Source organism: Streptomyces sp. NPDC047117 (genome assembly GCF_040643545.1).
Taxonomy (GTDB): Bacteria; Actinomycetota; Actinomycetes; order Streptomycetales; family Streptomycetaceae; genus Streptomyces.
The window spans coordinates 205,853-219,604 of the sequence record NZ_JBEYUN010000008.1 but is presented as its reverse complement, the minus strand read 5'-3'; the positions used below and the strand labels follow the sequence as shown (position 1 = coordinate 219,604).

General features: G+C 72.1%; 13 protein-coding genes. 12 read left to right on the top strand and 1 reads right to left on the bottom strand.

Annotated features, from left to right (window positions below):
• The first annotated feature begins 44 nt into the window (after positions 1 to 44).
• From ABZ840_RS17755 to ABZ840_RS17705, 11 genes are all read left to right on the top strand, one after another.
• Positions 45 to 1,004, top strand: a complete 960-nt coding sequence (locus ABZ840_RS17755) for a VOC family protein (RefSeq protein ID WP_361560473.1) — start codon at positions 45 to 47, stop codon at positions 1,002 to 1,004.
• Positions 1,001 to 1,864: an aspartate dehydrogenase domain-containing protein gene (locus ABZ840_RS17750; protein ID WP_361560470.1), complete on the top strand. Its 864-nt coding sequence runs from the start codon at positions 1,001 to 1,003 to the stop codon at positions 1,862 to 1,864. Before ABZ840_RS17755 ends, ABZ840_RS17750 begins: the two co-directional genes overlap by 4 nt.
• A gap of 236 nt (positions 1,865 to 2,100) precedes the next feature.
• Entirely contained in the window at positions 2,101 to 2,880 is a 780-nt protein-coding gene (locus ABZ840_RS17745) for an alpha/beta fold hydrolase (RefSeq protein WP_361560467.1), read from the top strand.
• A gap of 49 nt (positions 2,881 to 2,929) precedes the next feature.
• Complete coding sequence (locus ABZ840_RS17740; RefSeq protein ID WP_361560464.1) at positions 2,930 to 3,451, top strand: cupin domain-containing protein; 522 nt, start codon at positions 2,930 to 2,932, stop codon at positions 3,449 to 3,451.
• The gene (locus ABZ840_RS17735; RefSeq protein ID WP_361560461.1) at positions 3,451 to 4,188 is read left to right on the top strand and encodes an SDR family oxidoreductase; all 738 of its coding nucleotides are present in this window, start codon (positions 3,451 to 3,453) and stop codon (positions 4,186 to 4,188) included. The genes ABZ840_RS17740 and ABZ840_RS17735 overlap by 1 nt, the downstream gene beginning before the upstream one ends.
• Before the next feature lie 100 nt (positions 4,189 to 4,288).
• A complete protein-coding gene (locus ABZ840_RS17730; RefSeq protein WP_361560458.1) occupies positions 4,289 to 5,077 on the top strand; it encodes an SDR family oxidoreductase in 789 nt (262 codons plus the stop codon).
• Between the two features lie 9 nt (positions 5,078 to 5,086).
• Positions 5,087 to 6,763, top strand: a complete 1,677-nt coding sequence (locus ABZ840_RS17725; RefSeq protein ID WP_361560455.1) for a thiamine pyrophosphate-binding protein — start codon at positions 5,087 to 5,089, stop codon at positions 6,761 to 6,763.
• Positions 6,764 to 6,776: 13 nt separating this feature from the next.
• A complete protein-coding gene (locus ABZ840_RS17720; RefSeq protein ID WP_361560452.1) occupies positions 6,777 to 7,769 on the top strand; it encodes a PDR/VanB family oxidoreductase in 993 nt (330 codons plus the stop codon).
• A gap of 33 nt (positions 7,770 to 7,802) precedes the next feature.
• Complete coding sequence (locus tag ABZ840_RS17715; protein ID WP_052869760.1) at positions 7,803 to 8,024, top strand: recombinase-like helix-turn-helix domain-containing protein; 222 nt, start codon at positions 7,803 to 7,805, stop codon at positions 8,022 to 8,024.
• A gap of 1 nt (position 8,025) precedes the next feature.
• On the top strand, positions 8,026 to 9,096 hold the full coding sequence (locus ABZ840_RS17710) for an aromatic ring-hydroxylating dioxygenase subunit alpha (RefSeq protein WP_361560449.1): 1,071 nt from the start codon (positions 8,026 to 8,028) through the stop codon (positions 9,094 to 9,096).
• Positions 9,097 to 9,100: 4 nt separating this feature from the next.
• Positions 9,101 to 10,423 carry an MFS transporter gene (locus ABZ840_RS17705; protein ID WP_361560446.1) on the top strand — a complete coding sequence of 441 codons (1,323 nt, stop codon included), beginning with the start codon at positions 9,101 to 9,103 and terminating at the stop codon, positions 10,421 to 10,423.
• Here ABZ840_RS17705 and ABZ840_RS17700 read toward each other — a convergent pair.
• Positions 10,377 to 10,919 carry a MarR family transcriptional regulator gene (locus tag ABZ840_RS17700; RefSeq protein WP_361560443.1) on the bottom strand — a complete coding sequence of 181 codons (543 nt, stop codon included), beginning with the start codon at positions 10,917 to 10,919 and terminating at the stop codon, positions 10,377 to 10,379. The genes ABZ840_RS17705 and ABZ840_RS17700 overlap by 47 nt on opposite strands.
• 263 nt (positions 10,920 to 11,182) lie before the next feature.
• Between ABZ840_RS17700 and pepN the strand changes: the two genes are divergently transcribed.
• Positions 11,183 to 13,696: an aminopeptidase N gene (gene pepN / locus ABZ840_RS17695; protein WP_361560440.1), complete on the top strand. Its 2,514-nt coding sequence runs from the start codon at positions 11,183 to 11,185 to the stop codon at positions 13,694 to 13,696.
• The last annotated feature ends 56 nt before the right edge of the window (positions 13,697 to 13,752 follow it).

Genomic DNA, 13,752 nt, shown 5'->3' with positions numbered 1-13,752 from the left:
AACCCCGTGCCGCCCCGCCCCGCCCCGTACGTCTGGAGACAGCGATGCCTCGCTCCCCGCACCAGCCTCCGCCGCAGCAGCCCATCGCGCGCCTGCGCTCGCTGCGGTGCGTCGAACTGTTCACCCCCGCGTTCACCGAAGCCGCCGACTTCTACCAGGAGGTCTGGGGCCTGGAGACCGTCGAGGGCGACGGGGGTGCACGCTGGCTGCGCGGCACCGGCGAGGAGCACCACGTCCTCCAGCTGACCAGCGCCGACCGCACCGGTCTCGGCCGCATCGCGTTCGCCGTCGCCACCCCCGCCGAGGTCGACGAAGCCGCCCGCCGACTGCTCGCCCGCGGCATCACCCCCGTCACCGGCCCCGGCCCGCTGGACCAGGTGGGCGGCGGCTACGGGCTCCGCTTCACCGACCCCGAGCACCGGCTCATCGAGATCAGCGCCCAGGTCGAGGCCGTCGCCCCGCGAGGCCGGGACGGTGCGGTCCCGGTCGGCGTCACCCACGCCGTACTCAACACCGCCGATATCGACGCCGCCGTCGCCTTCTACTGCGACGTCCTGGGCCTGCGCGTCTCGGACTGGTCGGAGCACCAGATGGCGTTCCTGCGCTGCAACGCGGACCACCACTGCATCGCCTTCAACCAGGCCGAGTGGGCCTCCCTCAACCACGTCGCCTACGAGATGAGCTCGGTCGACCACTTCATGCGGGGGCTGGGCCGGCTGCGCCACCACGGCATCACCCCGCAGTGGGGCCCGGGCCGGCACGGTCCCGGCAACAACACCTTCTCCTACTTCACCGACCCTTCCGGTCTCGTCTGCGAATACACCTCCGAGGTCGCCCAGATCGTCGAGGACGCCTGGATCGCCCGTGTCTGGCGCCGTGTTCCGGAGCTGTCGGACCTGTGGGGCACCGCAGGTCCGCCGTCAGCGGAGATCCGCTCCCACATGGCCGGGCGCCCCGACCCCGGCCCACTCACCCAGCCGGCCGCACAGGAGAACTCCGCATGACCGCCCAGACCACCACCGCCTCACCGTCCGTCGCCTCGGCGCCCTCCTCGCCTTCCTCGCCTTCCGCTCCCGCCCCGCGCAAGGTCGGTCTCGTCGGCTGGGGTGCGATCGGCCGCGTCGTCGGCACCGCGCTCGCCGAGGGCGGCGTCCCCGGCGCTGAACTGGTCTGCGTCGTCGACAACCGCGCCCTCGGTGACGCACCGGCCCCGCAGCTGTCCTTCGAGGACGCCCTCGACAGCTGCGACCTGATCGTCGAAGCGGCGGGCCAGAGCGTCGTCCGCGAGTGGGGCGAGCGCGTCCTGCAGTCCGGTACCGACCTCCTCGTCGCGTCGACCGGCGCGCTCACCGACGAGGACCTCGCCGCCGCTCTTCTCGCCGCTGGCCCGGGGAGGGTGTATTTCACCGGCGGTGCCGTCGGCGGCCTCGATCTGCTGCAGGCCGTACGCTCCCTCGGCCCGCTCACGGACGTCACCCTCACCACCACCAAGCTGCCCAGCACCCTCGAACAGCCCTGGATGGGCGAGGAGTTGCTGCACCGGATGCGTACGGCCTCCGGTCCGGTCGAGGTCATGCGCGGCACGGCCCGGGACGTACCGGTGAAGTTCCCGAAGTCGACGAACGTCGCCGCCTCCGTCGCGCTGGCCGTCGGTGACCTGGACGCCGTACGTGTCCACGTCGTCGCCGACCCGGCGGCCCAGCACACCCGGCACGTCATCGAGGCGTCCGGCAGCCACGGCGTGTACCGCTTCGAGGTGCAGCACCTCCCGGACCCCGGCAACCCTGCCACCAGCCAGGTCGTTCCGTATGCGGTGCTGCGCAGCCTCGGTGCGCTGGCCGGCCGGAGGGGGCAGATCCTGTGACCGACCCCGTGGCCACCGCCGCTCACTCCGACCCCGGCTCCTCGCCTTCTCCCGAACCTTCGCCGTCGCCTTCGTCCGCGTCCCCGTCTGCATCTGCGCGTTCGGCATCCGTTTCCCCTTCCTCTTCTCCTTCTACTTCTCCTGCTTCTTCGTCTTCGTCTTCGTCGTCCGCTCTCGCGTCCGTGCGCGAGGCCGGGGACTCGTCCTCCGAGCCGTCGCCGTTCGACCTTGCGGGGTTGCATGTGGAGGAGGCCGGTGACGCGGGGCCCGTGCTGCTGTGTCTGCACGGGATCGGTTCCTCCTCCGCCGCGTTCGCCCCGCAGCTCGCCACGCTGAGCCGGTACGTGCGCGTGGTGGCCTGGGACGCTCCCGGGTACGCCAAGTCCGCCGATCCGACGGGACCGTTCACGCTGGACGACTTCGCCGATACCGCCGCCGCGCTCATCCGGCAGCGTGGCGGCCGCGCCCATGTGCTCGGCGTTTCCTGGGGCGGGGTGATCGCGCTGCGGCTCGCCGCTCGCCACCCCGAACTCGTCTCCTCTCTGATCGTGGCCGACTCCAGTGCCGGGTCGGGCACGGATCCGGTGAAGGCCGAGGCGATGCGGGCGCGCGCCGACGAGCTGGCCGAGGCCGGTCCGCGTGCCTTCGCCGAGCGGCGCGGCCCGCGTCTGGTCTCCGATGCCGCTCCCGAAGCTCTCGTTCAGCGCGTCACCGACACCATGGCCCGGTCTCTGCGGTTGCCCGGCTACCGTTGCTCGACCGAGTCGATGGCCGCCACCGACCTGCGTATCGCGGATCTTTCCGCGGTCACCGCGCCCACGCTCGTGCTGTGCGGGGACCAGGACCGGGTCACCGGGATCGACGCGAGTCAGATGCTCACAGCAGACCTCCATTCCTCCGTGTTCGTGATCGTCAAGGACGCCGGTCACCTCGCGAACCAGGAACAGCCCGAGGCCTTCGACGCGTGGGTTCTCGCCCACCTCCGAATCTCAGCAGGGATCGCCGAAGGCTTTTGAGGACTGTCCACAGTCCTGCCCATTCGTACGACTAAAGGACGGCAGCACCATGCCCATCACCACCACCGACTACGACAACGGCGGCGACCTCGCCCGCTACACCGACTCCCTGATCGCCACCAAGGAGTCCCGCGACCCCGACTGGGACACCCTGGCATTCCAGGCCAAGGCCGGTGACCAGTACCGTCGCGCCCAGATCCGGTACGTCGGTTCCGGCGCGACCGGCAACCACGACGGCGACAACCGCATCCTGCCGTCCGGCGGCTTCACCTTCTCCAACATGCTGCTGCCGCCCGGCGCGGAGGGCCCCGAGCACACTCACCACGACGTCGAGGAAGCCTTCTTCGTGCTGGAGGGCAAGGTCAGGGTCGGTATCCACCGCGGTGAGGGCGAGGCCGAGTACCGCACGCTCGGCTACCGGGACATGATCGTCGTGCCGGCGGGAGTGGCCCGCAGCCTGAAGAACGAAGGCGACACCGACGCCCTCTTCTGCGTCATCATCGGCACCCAGAAGCCGCAGATCCCGACCTACCCCGAGCACTCGCCGATGCACGGCGTCACCCGCGACTGATGCGCACCGTCGTCATCACCGGCGCCGGCCGTGGCCTCGGGGAGGCCATGGCCCGCCGGGCCGCGGCGGACGGCCACCGCGTCGTACTCGCCGAACTCGACGCCGAGCGCGGCAAGCGGGTCGCCGACCAGCTGTGCGCCGAAGGCCGGGAGGCCCACTTCGTGCCGTGCGACGTGGCCGACCCGGAGTCGGTCGACGCGATGGCGGAACGCGTCGCCGGGCTCGGGCCGCTGCACGGCCTGGTCAACAATGCCGGGCTCGCCAACGGCGTGGGCGGCAAGGAGTTCCAGGACATCGGCATCGAGGCGTGGGACCGCATCATGAGGGTCAACGCCCGCGGGCCGTGGCTCGTCGCCCGCGCCCTGCTGCCCCAGCTCCTCGCCGCGGGCAGCGGCCGCATCGTCAACCTCGCGTCGGACGCCGCGCTGTACGGCTCGCCGCGGCTGGCCCACTACATCGCCTCCAAGGGGGCCGTCATCGCCCTCACCCGGGCCATGGCACGCGAGCTGGGCGATCGCGGCATCACCGTCAACGCGGTCGCGCCGGGCATCACCGAGTGCGAGGCGACCGAGAACGTGCCCGCCGAGCGGCACGAGCTCTACCGGCTCAACCGGGCCATTTCCCGGGCCCAGCAGCCGGACGACCTCACCGGGGTCGTCTCCTTCCTGCTCGGCGAGGAGTCCCGCTACCTCACGGGACAGGTGCTCGCCGTCAACGGCGGCTTCACCATGCACTGATCACTCCGGCCGGACCCTGTGCGCCGGTTCGCCGGCGGCACCGGGCGGCTCGCGCCGGAACCCCGTACCGCTCACCACCCCGAAAGACGAAGGACACCCCATGGACCTGGGCCTCGCCGACCGCACCGTACTGGTCACCGGAGGCAGCTCGGGCGTCGGCCTGGCCACGGTCCGCGCCCTCCTGGACGAAGGTGCACGCGTCGCCACCTGCGGCCGTGACGCCGACCGCCTGGACAAGGCCGCGGCCCGCCTCGGAGCGGGCGACGACCGGCTGCTGATCGGCGTCTGCGACGTACGGGACGCCGGCGCCGTACGTGACTTCGTCGCCCGCACCGCCGACCACTTCGGCTCCCTCGACGGGCTGGTCAACAACGCGGGACAGTCACGTATGAAGCGGCTCGCGGAGACCACGGAGGAGGACTGGCGCGACGAGCTGGAGCTGAAGTTCGCCGGCGTGCTCAACCCGCTGCACGCCGCCCTCCCGTACCTGCGCGCCTCCGACGCCGCCGGCATCGTCAACATCAACGCCGTACTCGCCAAGCAACCCGAGCCGCGCCTCATCACCACCAGCGCAGCCCGCGCCGGCATCCTCAACCTCTCCGCGAACCTCGCCCGGGAACTCGCGCCCGACGGCATCCGCGTCAACTCCGTCTGCCTCGGCCTGATCGACACCGGGCAGTGGACGCGCCGGCACGCCGCGGCCGACAGCGGGCTGAGCTACGAGGAGTGGCAGGCCGAACTGGCCGCCGACCGCGGCATCGCCCTCGGCCGCCTGGGCCGCGCCGAGGAGGTCGCCTACGCGGTCCTGGCGCTCCTGTCCCCGCGCGCCTCCTACATCACCGGAACCAGCATCGACGTCTGCGGCGGAGTCGGCCGCGGCATCCTCTGAGGAGCCTCCATGACGCACCATCCCACCGGAGGCGACCTTCTCGTCGCCGTCCTGCGCGAACTCGGCATCGACACCGTCTTCGGCATCGTCAGCGTCCACAACCTGCCGCTCGTCGAAGCCGTCGACCGTGAGCTGCGCTTCGTGCCCGTACGCCACGAGGCCACCGCCGTGAACGCCGCCGACGCCTACGGGCGCGCCCGCGGCTCCCTGGGCTGTGCCCTGACCTCCACCGGGACCGGCGCGGGCAACGCGGCCGGCTCGCTCATCGAAGCGCTCAGTGCCGGTACGGGTGTTCTGCACGTCACGGGGCAGGTAGAGAGCCAGTACCTGGGCAGCGGCCGCGGGTTCATCCACGAGACCAAGGACCAGCTCGGCATGTTGCGGGCGGTCTCCACGTACGCGGCGACCGTGCCCTCCACGGAGGCCGCCGGACGCATCCTTCGTGAGGCGGCGCGCGCCGCGCTGCGCGCTCCTGGTGGTCCCGCGAGCGTCGAGTGGCCGATCGACCTGCAGTACGCGGCGCAGCAGGACGACGACGCCGTTGCCCCGGAGCCGGCGACGCCCCACCCGGACGAGGCCGCGCTGGACGCCGCCGCGCGTCTGCTGGCCGGGGCCCGGCGGCCCCTCATCTGGGCCGGGGGAGGGGCGTGCGGCGCCGCCGACCGGCTCGCGGAGCTGCTGGCGCGCACCGGCGCCGGTCTCCTCACCTCCAATTCCGGCCGCGGCGCCGTACCCGAGGACCACCCGCAGGTCATCGGCAACTTCGCCACCACACCGACGGGCCGAGCGCTGCTCGCCGACGCCGATGTCCTGCTCACCATCGGCACGCACTTCCGCTCCAACGAGACCGGCGACTACTCGCTGGCCCTGCCCGAGGCGCACATCCAGATCGATGCCGACGCCGCCGCCCTGGGACGCGTCTACCCGGCGCGGCATGCGCTGCAGGGCGACGCGGACGCCGTGCTCGGCGCCCTGCTCGCCCGCCTGCCCGCCGCGAGCGTCGGGCAAGCCACCGGAGGCACCGAGCAAGCCGCCGCGAGCGCCGAGCCCGCCTGGACGGCCCGCGTCGCCTCCGTACGCGAAGAGGTGCGTGCCACGCTGCACGACGCCATCGGGCCGCAGGCCGCCGTCTGCGACGCGCTGCGCGCCGCCCTGCCCCGCCGCGCCGTCGTCGCCCGCGACGTCACCATCCCCTCCAGCAGCTGGGGCAACCGTCTGCTGGAGATCTACGACCCCCGCGACAACGTCTTCCCGCGCGGCGGCGGCATCGGCCAGGGGCTCGGCATGGGCATCGGCGCCGCCCTCGCACGACCCGGCGTGCCCACGGTCGTCATGGCCGGGGACGGCGGCCTCGCCGTGCATCTCGGAGAGCTCCTCACCCTCGCCCAGGAGCGCCCCGCCCTTACCCTCGTCGTCTTCAACGACGGCGGCTACGGCGTGCTCCGCAACATGCAGGACCGCTACAGCGAACGCCGCTCCGGAGTGGACCTCGCCACCCCCGACTTCTCCCTCCTGGCCCGCTCCTGCGGCCTGCCCTACGCCCGGATCGCCACCGAGGCCGACGCCGCGCCGGTCCTCACCGAGGCCGTCGCATCCGGCGGCCCCACCCTCGTAGAGGTCGACCTGGCCGCCCTCGGCCCCATGAAGAACCCCTTCACCCCGCCCGTCAAGATCCCCACCGCGTGAGGAGGCCGACGCCATGACCAGCAACGACGCCCAGCCGGACACTCCCGACCAGGCCACGGCCGGCGAGGCCCGCCTCAACCTGCTCGTCCACCGCATGACCTGGGAAGCCGACGGGGTGCTCTCCGTCGACCTCGTCCACCCCGACGGCAAGCCCCTGCCCGCCTGGCAGCCCGGCGCCCACCTCGACCTGCACGTCGGCGGCCACACCCGGCAGTACTCCCTGTGCGGCGACCCTCACGACACCAGCCGCTACCGCCTCGGTGTCCTCAACGAGCCGGCCTCCCGCGGAGGTTCCCGCTTCGTCCACGACCGGCTGCGCCCCGGCCAAACCGTCACGGTCGTCGGCCCCCGCAACCACTTCGTGCTCGCCGACGCGCCCGCGTACTTGTTCATCGCCGGCGGCATCGGCATCACCCCGCTGCTGGCCATGGCCCGCGAGGCCACCCGCAGGGGCGTGCCCTGGCGGCTCGTCCACGGGGGCCGCACGCGCGCCTCGATGGCCTTCGGCACCGAACTCGCCGACCTCGCCGCCCAAGGGCCCGGCGAACTCGTCCTCCACCCGCAGGACGAGCACGGCCACATCGACCTCGACGCCGCCCTGAACGGCCTCGACGCGCAGACCCTCGTGTACTGCTGCGGTCCGGAACCCCTGCTCGTCGCCGTCGAGGAACGCTGCCCCGCGGCGCAGCTCCGGGTCGAGCGGTTCGCCGCGCCCACAGTGGAGCGCAGCGGAGACGACAGCGCCTTCGAAGTGGAGTGCCGCCGCTCCGGAGTGACGCTGAGCGTCGACGCCGACACCTCGATCCTCGAAGCCGCCGAGGCCGCCGGCGTGCCGGCCGAGAACTCCTGCCGGGACGGCATCTGCGGCAGCTGCGAGACCCGCGTCCTCGAAGGCGTCCCCGAACACCGCGACTTCCTCCTCAGCGAGGCCGAGCACGCGGCGAACGCGACCATGATGATCTGCGTCTCGCGCTGTGCCTCCGACCGCCTCGTTCTCGACCTGTAAGCCACCCGCTCGCCTGTGAACCCGGAGGCACCGATGACCCCATGGCCGTACCTGGACGTCCACCAGTCCCGTACGCACGAGCCCACCCCGTACGAGTACAAGCTCGCCGCGACCCTCGAAGAGGTCTTCACCAAGGAGGGCCACGAGCTCGCCGACGTCATCCGCGGCCTCAACTCCCGCCAGGTGCACGCCCCCGACGGCACCCCCTGGACCGAGGACACCTTCCGCGCCGAGATGCACCGCCTGGGAGCCTGACATGACCCTCACCCACCCGGACACCACCGGACACACCGCCACCGCGGACCACATCTACGCCACCGGACTGCGCAACCAGTGGCACCCCGTGGTGCCCTCCCATTTCGTCACCCCCGGAGGCATGCGCAAGGTCACCGCCCTGGGGGAGGACTGGCTCCTCTTCCGCCGCGGCGACGGCACCCTCCACATGCTCGCCGACCGCTGCCCCCACCGGGGCGCCCGGCTCTCCCTCGGCAAGCACCTCGGGGACCGCGTGGCCTGCTGGTACCACGGCGTGGAGGTCGAGGGCGACGGCACCGTCTCCTCCGTGCCCGGCCTGCCCGGCTGCAACCTGGAGGGCAAGAAGCTCGTCACCAGCCTCCCCGTACGTGAGGTGGGCGGTGCGATCCTCGCGTACTTCGGCGACGAGCAGCACCCGGAGCCGTGCGAGTTGACGCTCCCCGAGCCGCTCACCGACCCCGGTACGGAGGCCATCCTCTGCTACGCGGAGTGGAACGTGCCGTGGCGGTTCGGCATGGAGAACCTCCTCGACCCGATGCACGGCCAGTTCCTCCACCACGACTCGCACACGATGTTCGACGGCGACACCACCGCCAAGTTCCGCATCCGGGAGACCGACCGCGGTTACTTCTTCGAGAAGACCGACCAGCGCGGCGTCAACTTCGACTGGGTGGAGCTGTGCCGCACCGGAGTGGACTGGGTCGACCTGTCCATCCCGTACCCGCCGTCCGCGGGCCCCGGCGGCCCCTTCGGGATCGTCGGCATGATCTGCCCCGTGGACGCGCACCGCAGCGGCGTCTTCTTCTGGCGCTACCGCAACGTCGAGGGCTGGCAGCGCGACACCTGGCGCTTCCTGTACCGCACTCTCATCGAGAAGCGCCACTGGGAGGTCCTCGAACAGGACCGCGTGATGCTGGAGGCCATGCCGCGCGACGCGGACCAGGCCGAGAACCTCTACCAGCACGACCTCGGAGTCGTACGGCTGCGCCGCCTCTACCGCGCGGCGGCCGAGCAGCAGGCCGCCGCGCTCGCCGCCCCGGAGCCCGCCACGATCGCCCCCGCCGGCGGCTGACACCGTGGCGCCGACCGCCGTACCGCCCACCGCCGCGGCCTCCCCGCGGCGGTGGGCGGGCGTCCTCAGCCTGCTCGCCGTCGTCCTGATCTCCTACATCGACCGCGTCAACGTCTCCGTACTGATCACCGACCGGGCCTTCACCGACCACTTCGGCATGACCGGCGACCGCGTCCTCCAGGGCGCCCTGATGACCGTCTTCCTCATCGGGTACGGACTCGCCGCCTTCTTCCTCACGCCGCTGTACGAATCCGCCCTGGGCGCACGGCGCGGCCTCCTGGTGAGCGTCGGCCTGTGGGCCGCACTCACCCTGCTGTCCCCGTACGCGCTCGGCGCCCTCATGTTCGTCGCGGTCCGCTTCCTTCTGGGCGCGTCCGAAGGGCCGCTGTTCTCGCTCAAGACGATGTACGTCAAGGAGCACTTCGCGCCCCACGAGGTGGGCCGGCCCAACGCGGTCAGCTCCATGGGCGTCTCCCTGGGCACCGCTCTCGGACTGCCGCTGATCACCTACCTCGTGCACCGCTACGACTGGCACACCTCCTTCGTGCTCCTCGCGCTCCTCAACGCGGCAATCGGACTGCCGCTCATCGCGCTGTTCATCCGGGGCCGCCGGCACACAGCACAGGGGAGGGGCGAACACGCGCCCTCCGAAGCGCGGCGGGGCGTCGCGGCCACCCTTCGGGAAGCCCTGCGCACCCCGCGCCTGGGCTGCATCCTCCTCATCGAGATCGCCACCCTCGCCTACCTGTGGGGAAGCAGCTCCTGGCTGCCGGCGTACCTCCTCCAGGAACGCCACTTCTCCCTCGCACAGATGGGCGCCGTCTCCGCGCTGCCCTTCCTGATGAGCCTGGCCTCCGGCTTCCTCGGCGGGCACCTCATCGACAAGCTGCCCGCCCGGCGGCTGCCCCTGCTCTTCGTCATCGGCGCGCTCGGCACCGGAAGCTGCGTCCTGCTGGTCATCACCGCGGACGCCGCCTGGCTCGCCGCCACCGGACTCGTCCTCGCGGGCGGCTTCTGGGGACTGCAGGGCCCGGCCATCCCCACCCTCGTGCAGCGGCACGCACCGGCCGGCACGGTCGGCAGCGCGTACGGAGTGGTCAACGGCGTCGGCAACCTCGTCTCCGCCTTCATGCCCACCGCCATGGGAGCAGCCATCACCCTCGGCGGCGAGCACGGCTTCGGCGCCGGCTACGCCCTGCTGATCGGCGCGCAGGCCATCACGCTGGTGTGCGGGGCGTGGCTCCTGCTCCGCCCCGGCCCGGCCACCACCGACGGGCCGCTCACGCCCCGGACGGCGACTCCGGCTCCGCCGCACCCGACTCCGTGATGGACCGCTCCAGCTTGGACAGCAGCCGCGCCAGCTGACGGCACTCGGCGGGGGAGAGGCCGGCCAGCATCCGCCGCTCGTTCTCCAAGTGCTCGGCGAACAGCTCGTCGATCTTGGCCAGCCCCTCCTCCGTCAGCCGCGACCGCACCACCCGCCGGTCCTCCGGGTCCCGCTCCCGGACGATCAGCCCGTCCTTCTCCAGCCGGTCGATGCGCAGCGTCACACCCGCCGACGAGATCAGCCCCGAATCGGCCAGCTGACCAGCGGTGCGCTTGAACGGCTTCCCCGCCCGGCGCAGCGCCGTCAGCACGTCGAAACCGGCCACCGACAGCCCGTGCGCCTCCACCGAAGCCGTCAGCTTCGCGCTGTACCGCAGAAACGTACGGTGCAGCCGCGCCAGGACTTCCAGCGGCGAGGTGTCCAGCTCCGGGCGTTCCCGCTGCCAGTCCTCGATGATCCCGGCAACCGCGTCCTGCGCCGCTGTCTTCCTCGCCATCTCGGCACCCTCCCCGGGGCTCGCCCATCGGGCCGGGCTCCCGGCCGTGATCCATAAGAAATCTTAGCCCTGAGAAGCCGGGCCGCTTAACGGTCGGACCGCCCGGGCGCACAGCCCGCCCCGCTCGGGCGGACGGCTCGACCCCGCCGCGGAGCACCCGCCCGGCCGGCCCTTGCCCGCGCCGGCGAACCCGCCCGAGCGAGTTTTCCACAGGCAGCAAGGCATGGGTGCGAGGAGCCGTCGGCCTGCGGCAGCATGACGCCATGCCCGCATTGACGCGCGATGAAGCGCAAACCCGAGCCCGCATCCTCGACGTCCACCACTACGACATCGACCTCGACCTCACCACCGGCGAGGAGCACTTCACCTCCCGCACGGCCATCCGCTTCAGCGCGCGCACCCCGGGCGACACCTTCCTCGACCTCCAACCCGAGGAACTCCGCAGCATCACCCTCGACGGCACCCCCCTCGACCCGGCCGATCTCGCGGACAACCACTTCCCGCTCACCGGCCTCACCGCAGGCGAACACGAACTGCGCATCGAAGCCACCATGCGCTACTCCCGCACCGGCGAAGGCATGCACCGCTTCACCGACCCCGCCGACGGCGAGACCTACCTCTACACCCAGCTGTTCATGGAAGACGTCCAGCGCGTCTTCCCCGCCTTCGACCAGCCCGACCTCAAAGCCGTCTTCGCCCTCACCGTCACCGCCCCCGACGGCTGGACCGTCCTCGGCAACTCCCGCGCCACCCAGGCGCCCGAAGGCCACTGGACCCTCGCCCCCACCCCGCCCCTCAGCACCTACCTCATCGCCATCGCCGCCGGCCCCTGGCACTCCGTCCGCACCGAGCACGCCGGCCTCCCGTTCGGCATCCACTGCCGCCGCTCCCTGGCCCCGTATCTCAATGCCGACGCCGACGAGATCTTCGACATCACCCGCCGCTGCTACGACCGCTACCACCAGCTCTTCGACGAGCCCTACCCCTTCGACTCCTACGACCAGGCGTTCGTCCCCGAATTCAACGCCGGCGCCATGGAGAACCCCGGCCTGGTCACCTTCCGCGACGAATTCGTCTACCGCTCCGCCGTCACCGACACCGAACGCCAGACCCGCGGCATGGTCATCGCCCACGAAATGGCCCACATGTGGTTCGGCGACCTCGTCACCCTCGCCTGGTGGGACGACATCTGGCTCAACGAGTCCTTCGCCGAGTACATGGGCTACCAGGTCCTCAGCGAAGCCACCCACTTCACCGAGACCTGGACCGACTTCGGCGTCGCCCGCAAGAGCTGGGGATACGACGCCGACCAGCGCCCCTCCACCCACCCCGTCGCCCCCGCGCCCGACGCGGTCCCCGACACCGCCTCCGCCTTCCTCAACTTCGACGGCATCTCCTACGCCAAGGGCGCCTCCGCACTGCGCCAACTCGTCGCCTGGATGGGGGAGAAGGACTTCCTCGCCGGAATCAACGACCACTTCGCCCGGCACCGTTTCGGCAACGCCACCCTCGCCGACTTCACCGACTCCCTCGCCCGCGCCACCGACCGCGACGTCCATGCCTGGGCCGAGCGGTGGCTGCGCACCACCGGCGTCGACACCCTCACCCCCGTCGTCGAGACCACCGACGGCTCCTGGACCCTCACCGTCACTCACCAGGGCGACCGCCCCCACCACCTCACCATCGGCCTCTACGACCAGGACCCCACCGACCCGGCCCGCCTCGTCCCCCGCTCCCCTCTCACCCACGACCTCCCCGAAGGCGGCACCCACACTCTCCCGGGCCGCCGCCCCGACCTCGTCCTGCTCAACGACCGGGACCTCACCTACGCCAAGGTCCGCCTCGACCCCACCTCCTGGGCCACCGCACAGGCCGCCCTCTCCGGCCTCCCCGACTCCCTCACCCGCGCCGTGGTGTGGAACGCGGCACGCGACATGGTCCGCGACGGCGAACTGCCGCCCGCCGCCTACCTCGAAGCCGTCCGCACCCACCTCCCGCACGAGACCGACACCGCCGTCGTCCAGGGCGTACTGGCCTTCGCGCGCACCCAGATCGCGGACCGCTACCTCCCCGCCGCCGACCGCCCCGCGGCCCTCACCACCCTCTCCGACCTCTGCCGTGACATCCTGCGCCGCACCGAAGGCAGCGAACACGGCGACCGCCAGGGACTGCGCCTGGCCGCCGTCCGTACCTTCATCGACAGCGCCACCACCCCCGCGGGCATCCAGGACTGGCTCGACGGCGACAGCGTGCCCGGCGGCCCCGCCCTCGACCCCGAACTGCGCTGGCGCATCCTCGGCCGCCTCGCCGTCCTCGGCGCCACCACCCCGGCCGCCATCGACGCCGAAGCCACCCGCGACCCCAGCGCCAGCGGCAAGGAAGGCGCCGCGCGCTGCCGCGCCGCGCTCCCCGACCCGGCCGCCAAGAAGACCGCCTGGGAGGCCATGTTCACCACCGACCCGGCCGACGACCTGTCCGCCTACCTCTTCACCGCCACCGCCACCGGCTTCTGGGCACCCGAACAGGCCGACCTCGTACGCCCTTACGTGAAGCGGTACTTCACCGACGCCGTCCCCCTCGCCGACCGCCGCGGCCCCGCCCTGGCCGAAGCCGCGGGCCGGAACTGCTTCCCCGCAGTGCTCGTCGAACCGGACACCCTGCGGGCCGGCGAGGCATGCCTGCGCGACGAAGCGCCCACCCCGGCCCTCCGGCGCAAGCTCACCGACCAACTCGACGACCTGCGCCGCGCGCTGGCCGTCCGAAACGGCCAGGGGTGATGCCCACGGACCGCCACACGACTGCTTCGTAGCAGGTCAGGGCCGGGGAAGGGAGG

What these genes read in the sequence shown, in the direction of transcription:
- ABZ840_RS17755 (WP_361560473.1), top strand. Translation starts at nt 45, where the DNA reads ATGCCTCGCTCCCCGCACCAGCCTCCGCCGCAGCAGCCCATCGCGCGC.
- ABZ840_RS17750 (WP_361560470.1), top strand. Translation starts at nt 1,001, where the DNA reads ATGACCGCCCAGACCACCACCGCCTCACCGTCCGTCGCCTCGGCGCCC.
- ABZ840_RS17740 (WP_361560464.1), top strand. Translation starts at nt 2,930, where the DNA reads ATGCCCATCACCACCACCGACTACGACAACGGCGGCGACCTCGCCCGC.
- ABZ840_RS17735 (WP_361560461.1), top strand. Translation starts at nt 3,451, where the DNA reads ATGCGCACCGTCGTCATCACCGGCGCCGGCCGTGGCCTCGGGGAGGCC.
- ABZ840_RS17730 (WP_361560458.1), top strand. Translation starts at nt 4,289, where the DNA reads ATGGACCTGGGCCTCGCCGACCGCACCGTACTGGTCACCGGAGGCAGC.
- ABZ840_RS17725 (WP_361560455.1), top strand. Translation starts at nt 5,087, where the DNA reads ATGACGCACCATCCCACCGGAGGCGACCTTCTCGTCGCCGTCCTGCGC.
- ABZ840_RS17720 (WP_361560452.1), top strand. Translation starts at nt 6,777, where the DNA reads ATGACCAGCAACGACGCCCAGCCGGACACTCCCGACCAGGCCACGGCC.
- ABZ840_RS17715 (WP_052869760.1), top strand. Translation starts at nt 7,803, where the DNA reads ATGACCCCATGGCCGTACCTGGACGTCCACCAGTCCCGTACGCACGAG.
- ABZ840_RS17710 (WP_361560449.1), top strand. Translation starts at nt 8,026, where the DNA reads ATGACCCTCACCCACCCGGACACCACCGGACACACCGCCACCGCGGAC.
- ABZ840_RS17700 (WP_361560443.1), bottom strand. Translation starts at nt 10,919, where the DNA reads ATGGCGAGGAAGACAGCGGCGCAGGACGCGGTTGCCGGGATCATCGAG.
- pepN (WP_361560440.1), top strand. Translation starts at nt 11,183, where the DNA reads ATGCCCGCATTGACGCGCGATGAAGCGCAAACCCGAGCCCGCATCCTC.